Raw genomic sequence first — 15,235 nt, 5'->3', positions numbered from 1 at the left:
CTTTTTCTTGATTACCGGCCTGACTCGAGAATAGAAATTTGCCCGTCCGACAACATGTCGCGCCGTTGCGATTCGTGATCCCATTCATGGTTTTAATTTGGCCAAAGTTGTCTACTTCAATAACCAAAATTAGACATCGATAAGTCAAACAGTGGAATTAACGAAATGAATGAGTATTAATTACTTGTAATAAATCTATTTTTTTAACGAAAAGAGAAGACAGCGACATTCCACTTTCCTGCACAAGAGGACTACTGGTGATCTACAAATCCATTGCTGACCGCCTGCGGCTGCGGCTGAATTCCGCCGACTTCGCCATCGGTAGCCCGCTACCGGGAGAGAAAAAACTGGCCGAGGAGTTCGGGGTGGCGCGCATGACTATCCGCAAAGCCATCGACCTGCTGGTGGACTGGGGATTGGTTGTGCGTCGCCACGGCTCGGGGACGTTCGTGGCGCGTAAGGACGTCCATCATGAAACCAGCAATCTCACCGGCCTGGCGGAAGTGCTGCGCAAGCAGGGCAAAGAGGTGGTGAGTCAGGTGCTGGCCTTCGAGGTGATGCCTGCCCCGCCGGCCATCGCCAGCCTGCTGCGGATTAAAATTGATGAACGGATCTACTTCTCACGGCGGGTGCGCTACGTCGATGGTAAGCCGCTGATGCTGGAGGATAGCTATATGCCAGTGAAGCTGTTCCGCAACCTGTCGCTGAGCCATCTGGAGGGTTCGAAATTTGATTATATTGAGAAGGAGTGCGGGATCATCATCAGCGGGAATTATGAAACGCTGACGCCAGTGCTGGCGGACAAGCAGCTGGCGCGCTCAATGAATGTCCCTGAGCAGACGCCGCTGCTGCGTATTACCTCCCTTTCCTACAGCGACAGCGGCGAGTTTCTTAACTATTCCGTCATGTTCCGCAACGCCAGCGAGTATCAGGTGGATTACCACCTGCGCCGCGTCCAGGCGCAAAGCCCGCTAGCTCAGCCCCCAGAACAGCACGGCGAGTAGCTGCGGGGTGATAATCCGCAGGAACATCACCAGCGGATAGACGGTGGCGTAAGAGAGCGCCGCCGCGCCGCTGGTGGCGTGCAGATTGTTGGCGAAGGCCAGCGCCGGTGGGTCAGTCATGGAGCCGGCCAGCATGCCGCACAGCGTCAGATAGTTCATTTTCGCCAGCATGCGCGCGAGAATGCCTACCGTTAGCAGCGGAATGGCGGTGATGAAAATGCCGTAGGCGATCCAGCTCAGGCCCTCGCCCTGGGTCAGAGTGGCGACAAAGTCGCCCCCCGATTTTAGCCCGACCACCGCCAGAAACAGCACGATCCCCAGCTCGCGCAGCGCCAGGTTGGCGCTCGGCGGCATAAACCAGTACAGCTTGCCGATGCTGCCGATACGCCCGAGGATCAGCGCCATAATCAGCGGCCCACCGGCCAGCCCCAGCTTCAGTGCGGCAGGAAAGCCTGGAATAAACAACGGGATAGACCCCAGCAGTACCCCGAGTCCGATGCCGATAAACACCGGCAGCATCTGGACCTGCTGCAGCTTCTGCTGAGCGTTACCCAGTTCGGCGGCCACGGCGTCAATCGCCTCCTGACGACCGACCAGGTTGAGGATGTCACCAAACTGCAGGCTGGCGCTGCTGCTGGCCACCAGCTCGACGCCAGCGCGATTCAGCCGGGAGATCACCACGTCATAGCGCTGTTTGACGTGCAGATCGCGTATTTTCTTCCCCAGCACTTTTTCGTTAGTGACCACCACCCGCTCGACTTTCAGATCGGTGCCGCGCGTCGACAGCGAGGTGGCCACCTCCTGGCCAATCACCAGCTGCGCATTGTGCAGATCCTCAGGTCGCCCCACCAGGTGCAACAGGTCGCCCGCCTGAATAAGGGTGCCCGGAGCAGGTACCATCAACAGCTCACCGCGCTTCAGCCGCGAACAGACGATGTTGTCGCTATTGAGCATCGGCACATCCTGAATCGCCATCTGGTTGAGGTTGGGGTTCTCCACCCGCACGTTAATGGTGTGCAAATGAGCGTGGCCGTTGCCGCTGCTCTCCTCAAACCGCTGGGCCTCTTTCTCCACATTGATTCGGAAGAACAGGCGCACCAGCCACATGGTCAGCAGAATGCCGCAGATGCCGAACGGATACGCCATCGCGTAACTCATCCCCATCTGATCGACCACCTCGAACGGTACGCCGAGATCGCGGAGAATTTGCTGCCCGGCCCCCAGCGCTGGCGTGTTGGTCACCGCACCGGAGAAGATACCGAGCACCACCGGGAGAGGAATATCGAACAGTTTATGCAGCACCGCGGTCACCAGGCCGCCGAGGATAACAATAAGGATAGCGAACAGATTGAGCCGCAGGCCTGAGACCCGCAGTGAGGCGAAAAAGCCCGGCCCCACCTGAATACCGATGGTGTAGACGAACAGGATCAAGCCGAATTCCTGAATAAAATGCAGCATTGGGCTGCTGAGGGCGACACCCGCCTGATCGACAAAGTGGCCGACAATAATCCCGCCAAACAGGACACCGCCAATGCCAAAGCCGACGCCGCGGATTTTGACATTGCCGATCCACAACCCCACTACCGCCACCAGCGCCAGCACGCTGACCGTCAATGCTATCTCACTCATGGTATCGTCCCTGTGAATAACACCATTAACTACAGGGATTATGACCGCTGCCAGACGGGTTGTATGCCGCCTGGCGCACAATACCAGCAAACAGACCGGCACAAAAAAGCCCCGAAAAACGGGGCCTTATCAGTAGGTTACTTTATTAGCTATTTAGCGCCGGTCGTTCGCTGATGGCGATACGCTGCGGGGCAATCTGCTCAGGCTCATTGCGGGTCAGATCGATATGCAGCAGGCCATTGGTGAAGGTCGCGCCAGAGACCTCCATGTTGTCGGCGAGGGTGAAGCTCAGGCTGAAGGCCTGGCTCACCAGCCCCTGGTGCAGCCATGTGGTCTCTTTTTCCGGCTGCTGCGGCGTGCCTTTCACCACCAGACGGGTGCCTTCCAGTTGAATATCCAAATCTTCCTGACGGAAACCGGCCAGCGCAAGGGTAATGCGATAGTGGTTATCGTCGCTTTTTTCGATGTTATAGGGCGGGAAGCTCTGGCTTTCACCGGCGGTTTGCAGGGCGTTGGCCAGTTTGTCAAAACCGATCCATTGACGCAGCAGGGGGGATAAATCGTAGTTACGCATAGTGTTTTCTCCTTCTAAGAAGCGAGTGAATACCTGCGAATTCTGTAAATTCGCATCTGCTCCCTGACGGCGAGCAGGTTGTGACATCAGGCCGCCACGCGGCCTGAAACGGACAATTAGTTGATTTCGATGCGGCGCGGCTTGTTCGCTTCCGGGATCACGCGTTCCAGATCGATATACAGCAGGCCGTTCACCAGGTTGGCGCCGCGGACGTGAATATTTTCCGCCAGCTGGAATTTGCGCTCGAAGTTACGCTCGGCGATCCCCTGATACAGGTAGGTCCGCTCTTTCTGCTCGGCGGCGTGGGCGCCTTTGACGATCAGCAGATTGTCCTGGGCCGTGATCTCCAGCTCGCTTTCAGCAAAGCCAGCCACCGCGATAGCGATGCGATAGTGGTTTTCGTCTACCAGCTCGACGTTATACGGAGGGTAGCCGCCGTTGCTCTGGCTTTGATTGTTTTCCAGCAGGTTGAACAGGCGGTCGAAACCAATGGCTGAACGATATAGCGGGGAGAGATCGAAGTTACGCATAGTAAATAGCTCCTGAAAATCAGCGAGAATCAAATGACCTTCCATCGTGGACAGGCCTCGGTAATCCGGAATACCCCTCAGGCGTATTCTCAGTGGGTTACACCTATAAAATGGGTTTCTCCCCGTGCTTTTCAAGGGATTGAGGGCGAATTTTTTTGCAGTTTGCCGATGATTGCTTAGACTGGGGGGAGGAGCACAAAAAGCAAAGTGCGATGCCCGCCACAGTGCGGCGCAATAACGCTATGCATTCACGGGTTGGCCCGATATAACCGCTGAAGGTTATCTCAACGCCCGAAACGACGATGGAAGAACAATGAAAAGCAGACGACTGTTAAAGCTGGTCCTGTTCAGCGGGATAATAAGCCTGAGCGGTTGCTCCAGCGTAATGTCACATACCGGTGGCAAAGAGGGAACCTATCCGGGCACGCGATCCAGTGCGCAAACGCTGGGAGACAGCGATACCAACTGGGGTGTGAAATCACTGGTGGCGCTGGACATGCCGTTCACCGCCGTCATGGATACCCTGCTGCTGCCGTGGGATATGTTCCGCACCGACAGCTCAATCAAATCACGGGTCGAAAAAAGCGAGAAGGCCACGCTGGCGACCAACTCGGTGATACCGCCAGCGCCGATGCCTGCCCAGTAAGTTATCGTCCGGTCTGTGTGACCCACAGCTGGCGATAACCGTCCACCTCCTCCATCCAGGCAATCTGTTTACCGTCTGGCGAAAAGACGATCGCATCAGCCGAGGGCGCATGCGCATGCACCTTGGTTAAAAAGGTGATATCGCCTGTGCCGGCATGACAGCAGGCAATCCGATCCTCCAGCACAAAGCCCAGCCACTCTCCTGATGGATGCCAGTTAAACGCCGACTGGATACCCGACGCATGATACGTCAACTGACGCGGCTCGCCCCCCTGCGGTGAAATAAGCCACAGCTGCACCACGCCGGCGTCATCGCGCATCAGAAAGGCTATCGCCGTCGCCTGGGGATTGGCGCGCACCCAGTGGCGCGGGACGTTCACCAGTCCCGGGTAGCGGCGATGGTGGGTGAAGGTCAAACGACGCTGACTGACGCCCGCCGGCGGCGCCGGCATTGTGGTTGCGGTACCGGCCAGCGGCGCCCCGCCAGGCTGCTTCCAGCCGGCTTCATCCTGCGGCAGATCGACAATAAACAGCTCAGGCACTTTATCGCCATTTTCCGCCAGGGTATCGCCAATAAACGCCAGCGCATGGTTCCCGACCCACCCCTCTTCATAGGCCCGATTAATCTCATCGCTGCCCGGCACGGGAGTCGGTGTCGTGCGGCTTACCAGCACGCACCAGTGGCTGCCGCTATATTCGCGCGGATGCTTTCCCTGCGGCGTCACCGGCCCATATGGCGCCGCCACACCGACGTTGCGCAAGTCCAGCGCCGGGTCGCGCTCGTGCAGCACGTGGTCGTTATAGGTAAAGCTGACGAACTGACCGTTGGGGCTATAGACATGGACGTGGCTGCCGCCGCGCAGCGCGCCGGGCGTGTAAGGGGCGGTAATGTCCATGGCGTCCAGATTCTCGACGGCCCCCTGAAAGGCCACCACCCCGCGGCGATGATGAAAATCATACTGCCACTGCGCATCCGGCTGCTCGGGGCCATGAATAAACACATAGCGCTCCTGGGTTGGATGCACGGTCACCACGCCAACGCGCGCGCCTTGCGTGGCATGATAGACGGTCTCCACAGTACCGCTGTTTACGTTCACTCGCTCAATGGTTTCGCCGGTAAACGACGCGCCGGACGGGCGGACGTCGAACACCAGCCACTGGCTGTCGGGGGTCCAGGTGCGGGTGTTAGTGAGCTGGTGGTTGCGAGGGGCAAAGGTAACTTGTTTCATGGCGTGCTGACCGGGCCGATATAAGAGTGGCTTTAGCATACCGCAATCCGCGCGGGGTTGAATGCCCGACAATGTGCTTAAAACGCTTCTCCAACCTGGAAATAGAACCCGCTGCTGCCTTTGCCGATGCCGTAATCAAGACGGATATTGACCCGCGGCTTGAACTCGAAACGATAGCCAACGCCGCCGGTAGGCAGCCAGCGGCCATTGTTCAGCGATGACAGCGACGGCCCCATGGTTCCCGCCCCGACCCAGGCCACAATCCCGTGCCGCCAGGTGAGCTGCCGACGGTATTCCAGTTGGCTGCTAACGACGTTTTTATCCCGGTAGCGCCCCTGATAGTAGCCGCGCATCCGCTCATCGCCGCCCAGCAGAGGCATCATGCTCCACGGTACATCCCCTTGGGTGAAGGCGCCATCGGCCTCCCAGGCGAGCACGCTTTTCTCGCTCAGGGCATGATAATGGCTATAGTGCAGCTGAAATTCATCAAAACGGGTATCGCTGCCTAACCCGGGCGCGTAATGGGTGTAGCGGAAGTTGGCATACTGGCCCCGGCGCGGGTTGGGGACAAAGTCGCGATCGTCCCAGTTGATATCGATGCTGGCGCCAGAGCTGAATACCGACGGTCCCTGTGGGGTACTTTCTATTTTCGGTAAATCGTCGTGGTCCATCTCATCGGCATTCTGCGCCGCCAGCGACCACCCCGTGCCCAGATAAACATTGTCGATCAGTTGCCGGTAGATTGTCGGGCGCAGGGTCAGCACCTGGGCGGTATATTTTTCCTTCTCGTTGTCTTTATCTCCGGCGTGAAAACCCTGCCCCCAGTAGTAAGTCGGGGTATTGGCCATCGACCCTTCAACAAATACGCGCCACAGATCGTTATCGAAAAAGGCGTAGTTTTTCACGCTGAGGCCAAACGCGCCGGTGGAGCTGGCGTAGCCGCTGAGCGTCAGGGTGGAATTCTGGCTGGTGGTATCCTGCGGATCGGGGCGATACATGCCGACGACCGCGGTGCCGATGCCCAGCCCCAGCTCCGGCGTATAGAACGGACCGGGCATCACGCCCCAGTCGATGCCTTTGCTGGCGTCGAACTTATCGCTGGCGCCGAGATGCTGCAGCCAGCCGTCGATTTTCTCGCGGCTGAGCGTCTCGGCCTGGCTGCCTGTCGGGTAGGCCATCAGCAGCAGAAAAAGGATAAACGGTCGGCTCAAAAGCGATACTCACCGGCGATAAAAAAACTGTTACGTTCGGCAAAGCCAAACTCGGTAGTAATATTGAAATGCTGCGTCAGCTCGTACTGCGCGCCCACCAGTACGTTCCACGGCGACTGTAAATGCTGTTTCACATCGAAGCGGCCGTTATTGTCCTGATTGGCCAGATTGACCATATTTTGCAGCATCGGCGACGGCATTGAGAGATCGTTGAGACTGCCCTTAAACTCCTGCTGTACGTCCTGATACATGCTGCCGACCCACAGGTTCAGCTTTCCGGCGGGGAGATGCAGCGTATCGACCGATGGCGTATTAAAACGATAGCCTACGCGCGGCGAAAAGGTAAACGCGTCGATACTGCCGTCGAGGATATCAAAGCGCGTTTGCGTGTAGTTGGCGTCCAGCACGGTAAACCAGTTGCCGATGCCGCCCACCAGGGTGGTGCCCATCCCGTAGGTGGTGCCTTTAAAATCGAGACGAAAGTCGAGATCCTGCATCCCCGGCAGGGGCACTACTTTACCGTTTGGCCCCTTCAGACCAACGGCAATCTGCGAAATCGAATGCCCTTCGGTGTGTCCGACGAGGCCATAAACGTTCATAAATGGCAGCAGCCAGGCATCCAGCTTAAGCGTCTCGGTTTTGCTGCTTTCCCGCGTATTACCGACGCCAATCTGGAAGGCGTTATCCAGCGAGACCGGCCCATTAGCGAAAATGTTATTCACGGCGTGTTTGCAGACAGGATCCTTACCGCAATCGATGTTACGGCCATCCAGCGACAGCCCGGTGAAGTTAATGCTGTCGACATTAATATTCTGCCGCATATCCATATAGTTCATGCTGACGCCAAACGGCAGCGGCAGGACGTAGCCGCGCTTTCTGGCCTCATCGCCTAAAAAAGGCAATATCGCGGTTGGTTCCGCTACTGCGGTCTCGGTTTTGACCGGCGCAGGCAGATCCGCCGGTTCTGCGCCGTGATAGGCGTATACCGGCTCAAGCGGCGCCGTTGATTCCGCGGCCACGCAAATCTGTACAGAGGCGAATGGCAGCGCAACCAACATCAAACGGTGGTATATATTCATGAAAATTATGATGTTAGTGAAGCATGGCGAAAAAGAGGGCGGGTAGCTTATAGAATCCCCTGTACGGAATAAGGGATTTAAATGCGGATTAACATCTGTTCATGAAAAAAGAGAAGATCGGCCCGGACAACGCCGGGCCTGAAGAACGCTTACGCTAAAACGTATTTTTCAATGGCGAAGGCGACGCCATCTTCGAGGTTAGATTTGGTGATGAAGTTCGCCGCTTCTTTGACCGCGGGAATGGCGTTATCCATCGCCACGCCGACGCCGGCAAACTCAATCATCGCGATATCATTTTCCTGATCGCCAATCGCCATAATCTCTTCCGGTTTGATACCCAGCGCATCGGCCAGGGACTTCACGCCAGTGCCTTTATTGACGCGTTTATCCAGAATTTCGAGGAAGTACGGCGCACTTTTCAGCACGGTGTACTTCTCTTTCACTTCCGCCGGGATACGGGCGATGGCCTTATCCAGGATCGCCGGCTCATCGATCATCATCACCTTCAGCAGCTGGATCTCAGGGTCCATTTTTTCCGCTTCACAGAACACCAGCGGGATGGTCGCCACGTAGGATTCGTGGACGGTGTAGTAGCTGATATCGCGGTTCGCGGTGTAGAGCGTGTTGCGATCGAGCGCGTGGAAGTGAGAGCCAACCTCGCGGGAGAGCTGCTCGAGGAAACGATAGTCGTCATAGCTTAGCGCGGTTTGCGCAACGGTACTGCCGTCACCGGCCTTCTGCACCAGCGCGCCATTGTAGGTAATGCAGTAATCACCCGGCTGCTCCATATGCAGCTCTTTCAGATAGCTGTGGACGCCAGCGTAAGGGCGACCGGTGGTCAGCACCACGTTGACACCCCGCTCGCGCGCCGCGGCAATGGCGGCTTTCACCGCAGGAGAGATGGTATGGTCTGGCAGCAGCAGCGTGCCGTCCATATCGATTGCAATCAGTTTAATAGCCATAGGATCCCCGGGTAAGATGAGTCTTCCCTCATGCTAACGCGATTCCGCTCAAAAAACAGTAAAAGTGTCGGCCGGAAAGGGGGATGGAAGCGGGAGCGAAGAATCCCCTTTTAGCAGCAAAAAAAAGCCCGGTCACGCAATGCGACCGGGCTTACACATCCTGTTGCCCCGGTAAAACGCGTTACCGGGAAATACGCAGCTTAAATATCGATATTCGCCGCTTTCAGGGCGTTCTCTTCGATAAAGGCGCGACGCGGCTCAACGGCATCGCCCATCAGGGTGGTGAACAGCTGGTCGGCAGCGATCGCATCCTTAACGGTTACGCGCAGCATGCGGCGGCTGTCCGGATCCATGGTGGTTTCCCACAGCTGATCCGGGTTCATCTCGCCCAGACCTTTATAGCGCTGGATGGAGAGACCGCGACGGGACTCCTTCACCAGCCAGTCGAGAGCCTGCTCGAAGCTGGCTACCGGCTGACGGCGTTCGCCGCGCTCGATGTAGGCATCTTCTTCCATCAGGCCGCGCAGTTTCTCGCCCAGGGTGCAGATACGGCGATATTCCGGCCCCATGATGAACTCGTTATCCAGCGGATAGTCGGTATCCACCCCGTGGGTACGGACGCGGATAATCGGCTCAAACTGCTGCAATTCACTGTTCTCGCGGACATCAAATTTCCACTGGCTGCCGTGCTGCTCTTTCTCATTCAGCTCGGAAACCAGGGTGTTCACCCAGCGGGTTACCTTCTGCTCGTCAGCCAGATCGGCCTCGGTCAGGGTCGGCTGATAGATAAGCTCTTTCAGCATCGCTTTCGGGAAGCGGCGCTCCATGCGGCCAATCATTTTCTGGGTGGCGTTGAACTCGGCAACCAGTTTTTCCAGCGGTTCGCCCGCCAGCGCCGGCGCATTGGCGTTGGTATGCAGGGTCGCACCGTCAAGAGCGATAGCGATCTGATACTGATCCATCGCTTCGTCGTCTTTAATGTACTGTTCCTGCTTGCCTTTCTTCACTTTGTACAGCGGCGGCTGGGCAATGTAGACATGGCCGCGTTCGACGATTTCCGGCATCTGACGGTAGAAGAAGGTCAACAGCAGGGTACGAATGTGCGAGCCGTCGACGTCCGCATCGGTCATGATGATGATGCTGTGATAGCGCAGTTTATCCGGGTTGTACTCATCGCGGCCGATGCCGCAGCCAAGGGCGGTGATCAGCGTCGCCACTTCCTGGGAAGAGAGCATTTTATCGAAGCGGGCTTTCTCAACATTGAGGATTTTACCCTTCAGCGGCAGGATCGCCTGGTTCTTACGGTTACGACCCTGTTTAGCAGAGCCGCCCGCGGAGTCCCCTTCCACGAGGTACAGTTCAGACAGCGCCGGGTCGCGTTCCTGGCAATCCGCCAGTTTGCCCGGCAGGCCTGCCAGATCCAGCGCGCCTTTACGGCGGGTCATTTCACGGGCGCGACGTGCGGCCTCACGGGCGCGCGCGGCGTCAATAATTTTGCCGACTACGATTTTCGCATCGGATGGGTTTTCCAGCAGGTATTCGCTCAGCAGTTCGTTCATCTGCTGTTCTACCGCAGACTTCACCTCAGAGGAGACCAGCTTGTCTTTGGTCTGTGAGGAGAATTTCGGATCCGGCACTTTCACCGATACCACGGCGATCAGACCTTCACGCGCGTCGTCGCCGGTGGCGCTGACTTTCGCTTTTTTGCTGTAGCCTTCTTTATCCATGTAGGCGTTGAGGGTACGGGTCATCGCCGCGCGGAAGCCCGCCAGGTGAGTACCGCCATCACGCTGCGGAATGTTGTTGGTAAAGCAGTAGATGTTTTCCTGGAAACCGTCGTTCCACTGCAGCGCCACTTCCACGCCGATACCGTCTTTTTCGGTGGAGAAATAGAAGATATTCGGATGGATCGGCGTTTTGTTCTTGTTGAGATACTCAACGAACGCCTTGATGCCGCCTTCGTAGTGGAAATGATCTTCTTTGCCGTCGCGCTTATCGCGCAGGCGGATAGAGACCCCTGAGTTCAGGAACGACAGCTCGCGCAGACGTTTTGCCAGGATGTCATATTCGAATTCAGTAACGTTGGTGAAGGTTTCATGGCTCGGCCAGAAACGCACCATGGTGCCGGTTTTATCGGTCTCGCCGGTCACCGCCAGCGGCGCCTGCGGTACACCGTGCACATAAATCTGTTTGTGGACTTTGTTATCGCGCTGGATAACCAGCTCCAGCTTCTGCGACAGGGCGTTAACCACCGAGACGCCTACGCCGTGCAGACCGCCGGACACTTTATAGGAGTTATCATCAAATTTACCGCCGGCGTGCAGGACGGTCATGATAACTTCCGCTGCGGAGACGCCCTCTTCCGGGTGAATGCCGGTTGGGATGCCGCGACCGTCATCCTGTACGGAGACGGAGTTATCGCTGTGGATGGTGACAACGATATCTTTGCAGTAACCCGCGAGCGCTTCGTCGATAGCGTTATCCACAACCTCGAATACCATGTGGTGCAGACCGGTGCCGTCATCCGTGTCGCCGATATACATACCCGGGCGCTTACGCACCGCATCCAGCCCTTTCAGGACTTTGATACTGGAGGAGTCATAAGAATTCGACATCAACGTTTCTCGCTCATTTAATCTTGGGTTAATCCGTTATTTTACCTTTTTCCACGCGGAACATCTTCGAATTTTTGTCCGACATGTCCATAACGTGTTCAGCGCTGATCGCGCTGACGAAAACCTGCGACTGCGTCGCTTTCAGGCGGCTGGATAACAGACCGCGGCGGGCATCATCAAGTTCCGAGGCAAAATCATCTATCAGGTACAGGCAGCGCCGCCCGCTGACGCGGGTGAGGAACTCTCCTTGCGCCAGACGCAGGGCGCACATCAGCAGCTTAAGCTGCCCGCGCGACAAGGTATCTTCCACCGGCGCCCCGTCGGCGCGAATACGGAAATCCGCTTTATGCGGGCCGTGGGCGGTGTAGGTTAACATTCTGTCGCGCTCGAAATTCCGCTCCAGCACCTCCGCGTAGTCGGTCTCTTTTTCCCAACCGCGCTGGAAAGAGAAGGTGAGCGTGAATTCCGGTAAAAATTGCTGACAAGTATCCGCCATGTCTTCGACGATAGCGGCGCTGTATTCGGCACGCCAGCGGCTGATTTGTTCCGCCAGCGGAATGAGTTCCAGATCCCACGGTCGCAGCTGGGCATAGCGGCTGACCTGACGCAGCGCGGCGTTGCGCTGCTTGACCAGGCGCTTCAGGTTGCTCCAGGCGGTGAAGAATCCGGCTTCGTTATGAAAACATCCCCAATCGAGGAATGCTCTTCTGTATTTGGGGCCGCCATTGAGTAAAGTAAACCCCTCCGGCGTGATCAGCTGCATCGGCATCAGGTGCGCCAGCTCCGCCACTTTGTGGCCGTCAGTGCCGTCGATGCGCACCTTGCTGTCACCCTGTTTGTCTTTGGTCAGGCCGATGGCGGTTTCCCGCTCTTCGCCCTGCAGGCGGCCGTGCAGGACAAAAGCCTCCTGCTCGTGGCGGATCACCCGGCCAATTTGCAAACTACGAAACGCCCGGCCATGACCGAGCGTATAGATAGCTTCCAGCACGCTGGTTTTGCCGCTGCCGTTCGCGCCAACCAGGAAGTTAAAGCCGGGAGATAAAGCGAGATCCGCATTTTCAATATTGCGGAAGTCTTTGATGAGCAAGCGCGTCAGTGACATATCAGCGTTCTTTGGGCCAGGGCGTTATCGGCGCAGCCAGTTTCAACGCGGACTGCGCGCAGACCCTGGAGCGTACACGAAGTACGTGACAGGGGCGAGCACAGCCCAGGTTGAAAATGGCAAGTAAGATAGCCTGATATTTTCCACTACAATCTCATAGGCATGACGACATAGGCGGCGGATTGTGAAGCCGCATCCTCAATCTGCACGCTCGACACCGAATCCGTCAGCAGAATGCGCACATTCTCGCATTTCAGCGCATTGAGCACATCCAGCACGTAGCTAACGTTGAAGCCAATCTCCATCTCCGTTCCGGCGTAGGTCACGTCAAGGATCTCTTCCGCCTCTTCCTGCTCCGGGTTGTTAGCGGTGATTTTCAGCTGATTTTCGCTGACGTACAGCCGCACGCCGCGGAATTTCTCGTTCGAGAGGATTGCCGCGCGGGCGAAGGCCTGCTTGAGAATGTCACAGCCAGCATCGAGATGTTTATCCGGATTTTTCGGCAATACGCGGCGATAATCCGGGAAACGGCCATCAACCAGCTTCGACGTAAAGATAAAATCGCCCACATGAGCGCGGATATTGTTGCTGCCAATCTGCACGCGCAGCGGGGTATCGCCGCCGTCGAGCATCCGCATCAACTCAATCACCCCTTTACGCGGCACGATCACCGAATGGTTCGGCAGCGACGCTTCCAGCGGCATCGAACAGACCGCCAGGCGGTGACCATCGGTGGCCACCGTGCGCAGTTCGCTGCCTTCGGTTTCAAACAGCATGCCGTTTAAGTAGTAACGAACATCCTGGTGCGCCATCGAGAACTGAGTGGCTTCGATCAGACGCTTCATGGTCGCCTGCGGCAGGGTAAATTCCACTTCGCTCTGCCAGTCATCCAGATTCGGGAAATCGGCAGCAGGCAGCGTCGACAGCGAGAAGCGGCTGCGGCCGGAACGCACCAGCATCCGATCGCCTTCCAGCTGAACCGCGATCTCCGCGCCTTCCGGCAGGCCGCGGCAGATATCAAAGAATTTACGCGCCGGAACGGTCGTTGCGCCCGCTTCGTGCGGCTGAACCAGCGCCACGCGCGCCACCATCTCCATTTCAAGATCGGTACCGGTCAGCGACAGTGCGCCGTCCGCGACCTGAAGCAGCAGGTTACCGAGAATGGGCAGCGTCGGACGACCACCTAACGGACCGCTCACCTGTTGCAGCGGTTTTAATAAATGTTCACGTTCTACGGTAAATTTCATAGCGTCACGAGGATAATGTTCTGATTAAATTGGAAAAATCTTCTTTAATGTCGTGGCTTTCTTCACGCAACTGCTCAATCTTACGGCAGGCGTGCAGCACGGTGGTATGGTCGCGGCCGCCAAACGCATCGCCGATTTCCGGCAGGCTGTGGTTGGTCAGCTCTTTGGCCAGCGCCATCGCCATCTGGCGAGGACGCGCCACCGAACGGGAGCGGCGCTTGGACAGCAGATCCGCTACCTTAATCTTGTAGTACTCCGCCACCGTCTTTTGAATATTGTCGATGGTGACCAGTTTTTCCTGCAGCGCCAACAGATCGCGCAGCGCTTCGCGCACGAAATCGATGGTGATCGCCCGGCCGGTGAAGTTGGCGTTGGCGATAACGCGGTTCAGCGCCCCCTCCAGCTCACGCACGTTTGAGCGCAGTCGCTTGGCAATAAAGAACGCCACTTCGCCCGGCAGGCGAATGTCGTTTTCATCGGCTTTTTTCATCAGGATCGCGACGCGGGTTTCCAGCTCCGGCGGCTCGATCGCCACCGTCAGACCCCAGCCGAAGCGGGATTTCAGACGATCTTCTACGCCGTTGATCTCTTTTGGATAACGATCCGACGTCAGGATGATCTGCTGATTACCTTCCAGCAGGGCATTGAAGGTGTGGAAAAACTCTTCCTGGGATCGCTCTTTATTAGCAAAGAACTGAATGTCATCGATCAGCAGGGCGTCAACGGATCGGTAGTAGCGTTTAAACTCTTCGATGGCGTTGTTTTGCAGCGCTTTGACCATGTCCTGGACGAAACGCTCGGAGTGCATATAGACCACTTTGGCGTTCGGCTTACGCGCCACAATGCCGTTACCCACCGCGTGCAACAGGTGGGTTTTCCCCAGACCGGTGCCGCCATAAAGGAACAGTGGGTTGTAGGCCCCGCCCGGGTTATCCGCCACCTGACGCGCCGCCGCGCGGGCCAGCTGGTTAGATTTACCTTCGACGAAGTTATCAAACGTGTGTTTCACGTTAACGTTAGAGCGGTAGGTCGGCTCCGCTGGCGCCGGGACATTATCCCAGCCTGGGCGCACGATCGTCGGCGCCACACGCGCGGTCTGCACCTGCGCCGCCGGAATGGCCGCCGCAGCCGGGCTTACCGCTCCTTTCTGCAGCGAGCTGGCTGGCTTAGCACCCACCTCAAAACGCAGCTGCGGGGCATCAGCACCGCAAAAGTCATTGAGGAGTCCATTGATATTATTGAGGTATTTGTCCCTTACCCAGTCGAGCACAAAACGGTTTGGCGCATACAGTGCCAGCGTGTTATCGCTCAGTTCCGCCTGCAATGGGCGGATCCACATGCTGAATTCTGTGGCTGGTAACTCATCCTGCAATCGGGCAAGACACTGCTGCCAAAGCGAAAGTGACAC

General features: G+C 57.1%; 13 protein-coding genes and 1 other annotated feature. Of the genes, 2 read left to right on the top strand and 11 right to left on the bottom strand.

The window, feature by feature from the left end:
• The first annotated feature begins 257 nt into the window (after positions 1-257).
• Positions 258-1,004 carry a GntR family transcriptional regulator gene (locus SP68_RS00065; protein ID WP_008806752.1) on the top strand — a complete coding sequence of 249 codons (747 nt, stop codon included), beginning with the start codon at positions 258-260 and terminating at the stop codon, positions 1,002-1,004.
• On the opposite strand, the gene SP68_RS00060 is transcribed toward SP68_RS00065, so the two are convergent.
• From SP68_RS00060 to ibpA, 3 genes are all read right to left on the bottom strand, one after another.
• Positions 972-2,633 (bottom strand): putative transporter, encoded by a 1,662-nt coding sequence (locus tag SP68_RS00060; protein ID WP_012540259.1) that lies wholly within the window; start codon positions 2,631-2,633, stop codon positions 972-974. The two genes, SP68_RS00065 and SP68_RS00060, sit on opposite strands and share 33 nt — an antisense overlap.
• 145 nt (positions 2,634-2,778) lie before the next feature.
• Positions 2,779-3,207, bottom strand: coding sequence for a small heat shock chaperone IbpB (ibpB, locus tag SP68_RS00055; RefSeq protein ID WP_008806750.1), 429 nt, complete (start codon positions 3,205-3,207; stop codon positions 2,779-2,781).
• A gap of 116 nt (positions 3,208-3,323) precedes the next feature.
• Positions 3,324-3,737: a small heat shock chaperone IbpA gene (ibpA, locus tag SP68_RS00050; RefSeq protein ID WP_004151523.1), complete on the bottom strand. Its 414-nt coding sequence runs from the start codon at positions 3,735-3,737 to the stop codon at positions 3,324-3,326.
• Positions 3,731-3,806: a sequence feature (ROSE (Repression Of Heat Shock gene Expression) occurs in the 5'-region of heat shock genes and acts as an RNA thermometer to modulate expression.), on the bottom strand. Its footprint overlaps the gene before it by 7 nt.
• Positions 3,807-4,050: 244 nt before the next feature.
• Here ibpA and SP68_RS00045 point away from each other — a divergent pair.
• A complete protein-coding gene (locus SP68_RS00045) occupies positions 4,051-4,383 on the top strand; it encodes a YceK/YidQ family lipoprotein (RefSeq protein WP_004151524.1) in 333 nt (110 codons plus the stop codon).
• Between the two features lies 1 nt (position 4,384).
• Here SP68_RS00045 and SP68_RS00040 read toward each other — a convergent pair whose 3' ends face one another.
• The 8 genes from SP68_RS00040 to dnaA form a co-directional block, all read right to left on the bottom strand.
• The gene (locus SP68_RS00040; protein WP_008806749.1) at positions 4,385-5,611 is read right to left on the bottom strand and encodes a DUF3748 domain-containing protein; all 1,227 of its coding nucleotides are present in this window, start codon (positions 5,609-5,611) and stop codon (positions 4,385-4,387) included.
• Between the two features lie 77 nt (positions 5,612-5,688).
• Positions 5,689-6,822 (bottom strand): BamA/TamA family outer membrane protein, encoded by a 1,134-nt coding sequence (locus tag SP68_RS00035; protein WP_022064567.1) that lies wholly within the window; start codon positions 6,820-6,822, stop codon positions 5,689-5,691.
• Complete coding sequence (locus SP68_RS00030; protein ID WP_072194065.1) at positions 6,819-7,901, bottom strand: hypothetical protein; 1,083 nt, start codon at positions 7,899-7,901, stop codon at positions 6,819-6,821. The genes SP68_RS00035 and SP68_RS00030 overlap by 4 nt, the downstream gene beginning before the upstream one ends.
• Before the next feature lie 149 nt (positions 7,902-8,050).
• Positions 8,051-8,863, bottom strand: coding sequence for a sugar-phosphatase (yidA, locus tag SP68_RS00025; protein ID WP_008806746.1), 813 nt, complete (start codon positions 8,861-8,863; stop codon positions 8,051-8,053).
• 200 nt (positions 8,864-9,063) lie between these two features.
• Positions 9,064-11,478, bottom strand: a complete 2,415-nt coding sequence (gene gyrB / locus SP68_RS00020) for a DNA topoisomerase (ATP-hydrolyzing) subunit B (RefSeq protein ID WP_012540255.1) — start codon at positions 11,476-11,478, stop codon at positions 9,064-9,066.
• A 28-nt stretch (positions 11,479-11,506) separates the two neighbouring features.
• Complete coding sequence (recF, locus tag SP68_RS00015; RefSeq protein WP_012967007.1) at positions 11,507-12,580, bottom strand: DNA replication/repair protein RecF; 1,074 nt, start codon at positions 12,578-12,580, stop codon at positions 11,507-11,509.
• 146 nt (positions 12,581-12,726) lie between these two features.
• Positions 12,727-13,827, bottom strand: coding sequence for a DNA polymerase III subunit beta (gene dnaN / locus SP68_RS00010; protein ID WP_008806743.1), 1,101 nt, complete (start codon positions 13,825-13,827; stop codon positions 12,727-12,729).
• 4 nt (positions 13,828-13,831) lie between these two features.
• The gene (gene dnaA / locus SP68_RS00005) at positions 13,832-15,235 is read right to left on the bottom strand and encodes a chromosomal replication initiator protein DnaA (protein WP_012540254.1); all 1,404 of its coding nucleotides are present in this window, start codon (positions 15,233-15,235) and stop codon (positions 13,832-13,834) included.

The organism is Klebsiella variicola (genome assembly GCF_000828055.2).
GTDB classification, from domain to species: domain Bacteria; phylum Pseudomonadota; class Gammaproteobacteria; order Enterobacterales; family Enterobacteriaceae; genus Klebsiella; species Klebsiella variicola.
Note: the sequence above shows the minus strand (reverse complement) of the source record. Positions and strands in the feature narration are given on the sequence as shown.

Bases quoted from the DNA above. Each gene is read 5' to 3' on its own strand.
- yidA (WP_008806746.1), bottom strand. From the start codon at position 8,863: ATGGCTATTAAACTGATTGCAATCGATATGGACGGCACGCTGCTGCTG.
- recF (WP_012967007.1), bottom strand. From the start codon at position 12,580: ATGTCACTGACGCGCTTGCTCATCAAAGACTTCCGCAATATTGAAAAT.
- ibpA (WP_004151523.1), bottom strand. From the start codon at position 3,737: ATGCGTAACTTCGATCTCTCCCCGCTATATCGTTCAGCCATTGGTTTC.
- SP68_RS00030 (WP_072194065.1), bottom strand. From the start codon at position 7,901: ATGAATATATACCACCGTTTGATGTTGGTTGCGCTGCCATTCGCCTCT.
- SP68_RS00045 (WP_004151524.1), top strand. From the start codon at position 4,051: ATGAAAAGCAGACGACTGTTAAAGCTGGTCCTGTTCAGCGGGATAATA.
- dnaN (WP_008806743.1), bottom strand. From the start codon at position 13,827: ATGAAATTTACCGTAGAACGTGAACATTTATTAAAACCGCTGCAACAG.
- SP68_RS00040 (WP_008806749.1), bottom strand. From the start codon at position 5,611: ATGAAACAAGTTACCTTTGCCCCTCGCAACCACCAGCTCACTAACACC.
- ibpB (WP_008806750.1), bottom strand. From the start codon at position 3,207: ATGCGTAACTACGATTTATCCCCCCTGCTGCGTCAATGGATCGGTTTT.
- SP68_RS00060 (WP_012540259.1), bottom strand. From the start codon at position 2,633: ATGAGTGAGATAGCATTGACGGTCAGCGTGCTGGCGCTGGTGGCGGTA.
- gyrB (WP_012540255.1), bottom strand. From the start codon at position 11,478: ATGTCGAATTCTTATGACTCCTCCAGTATCAAAGTCCTGAAAGGGCTG.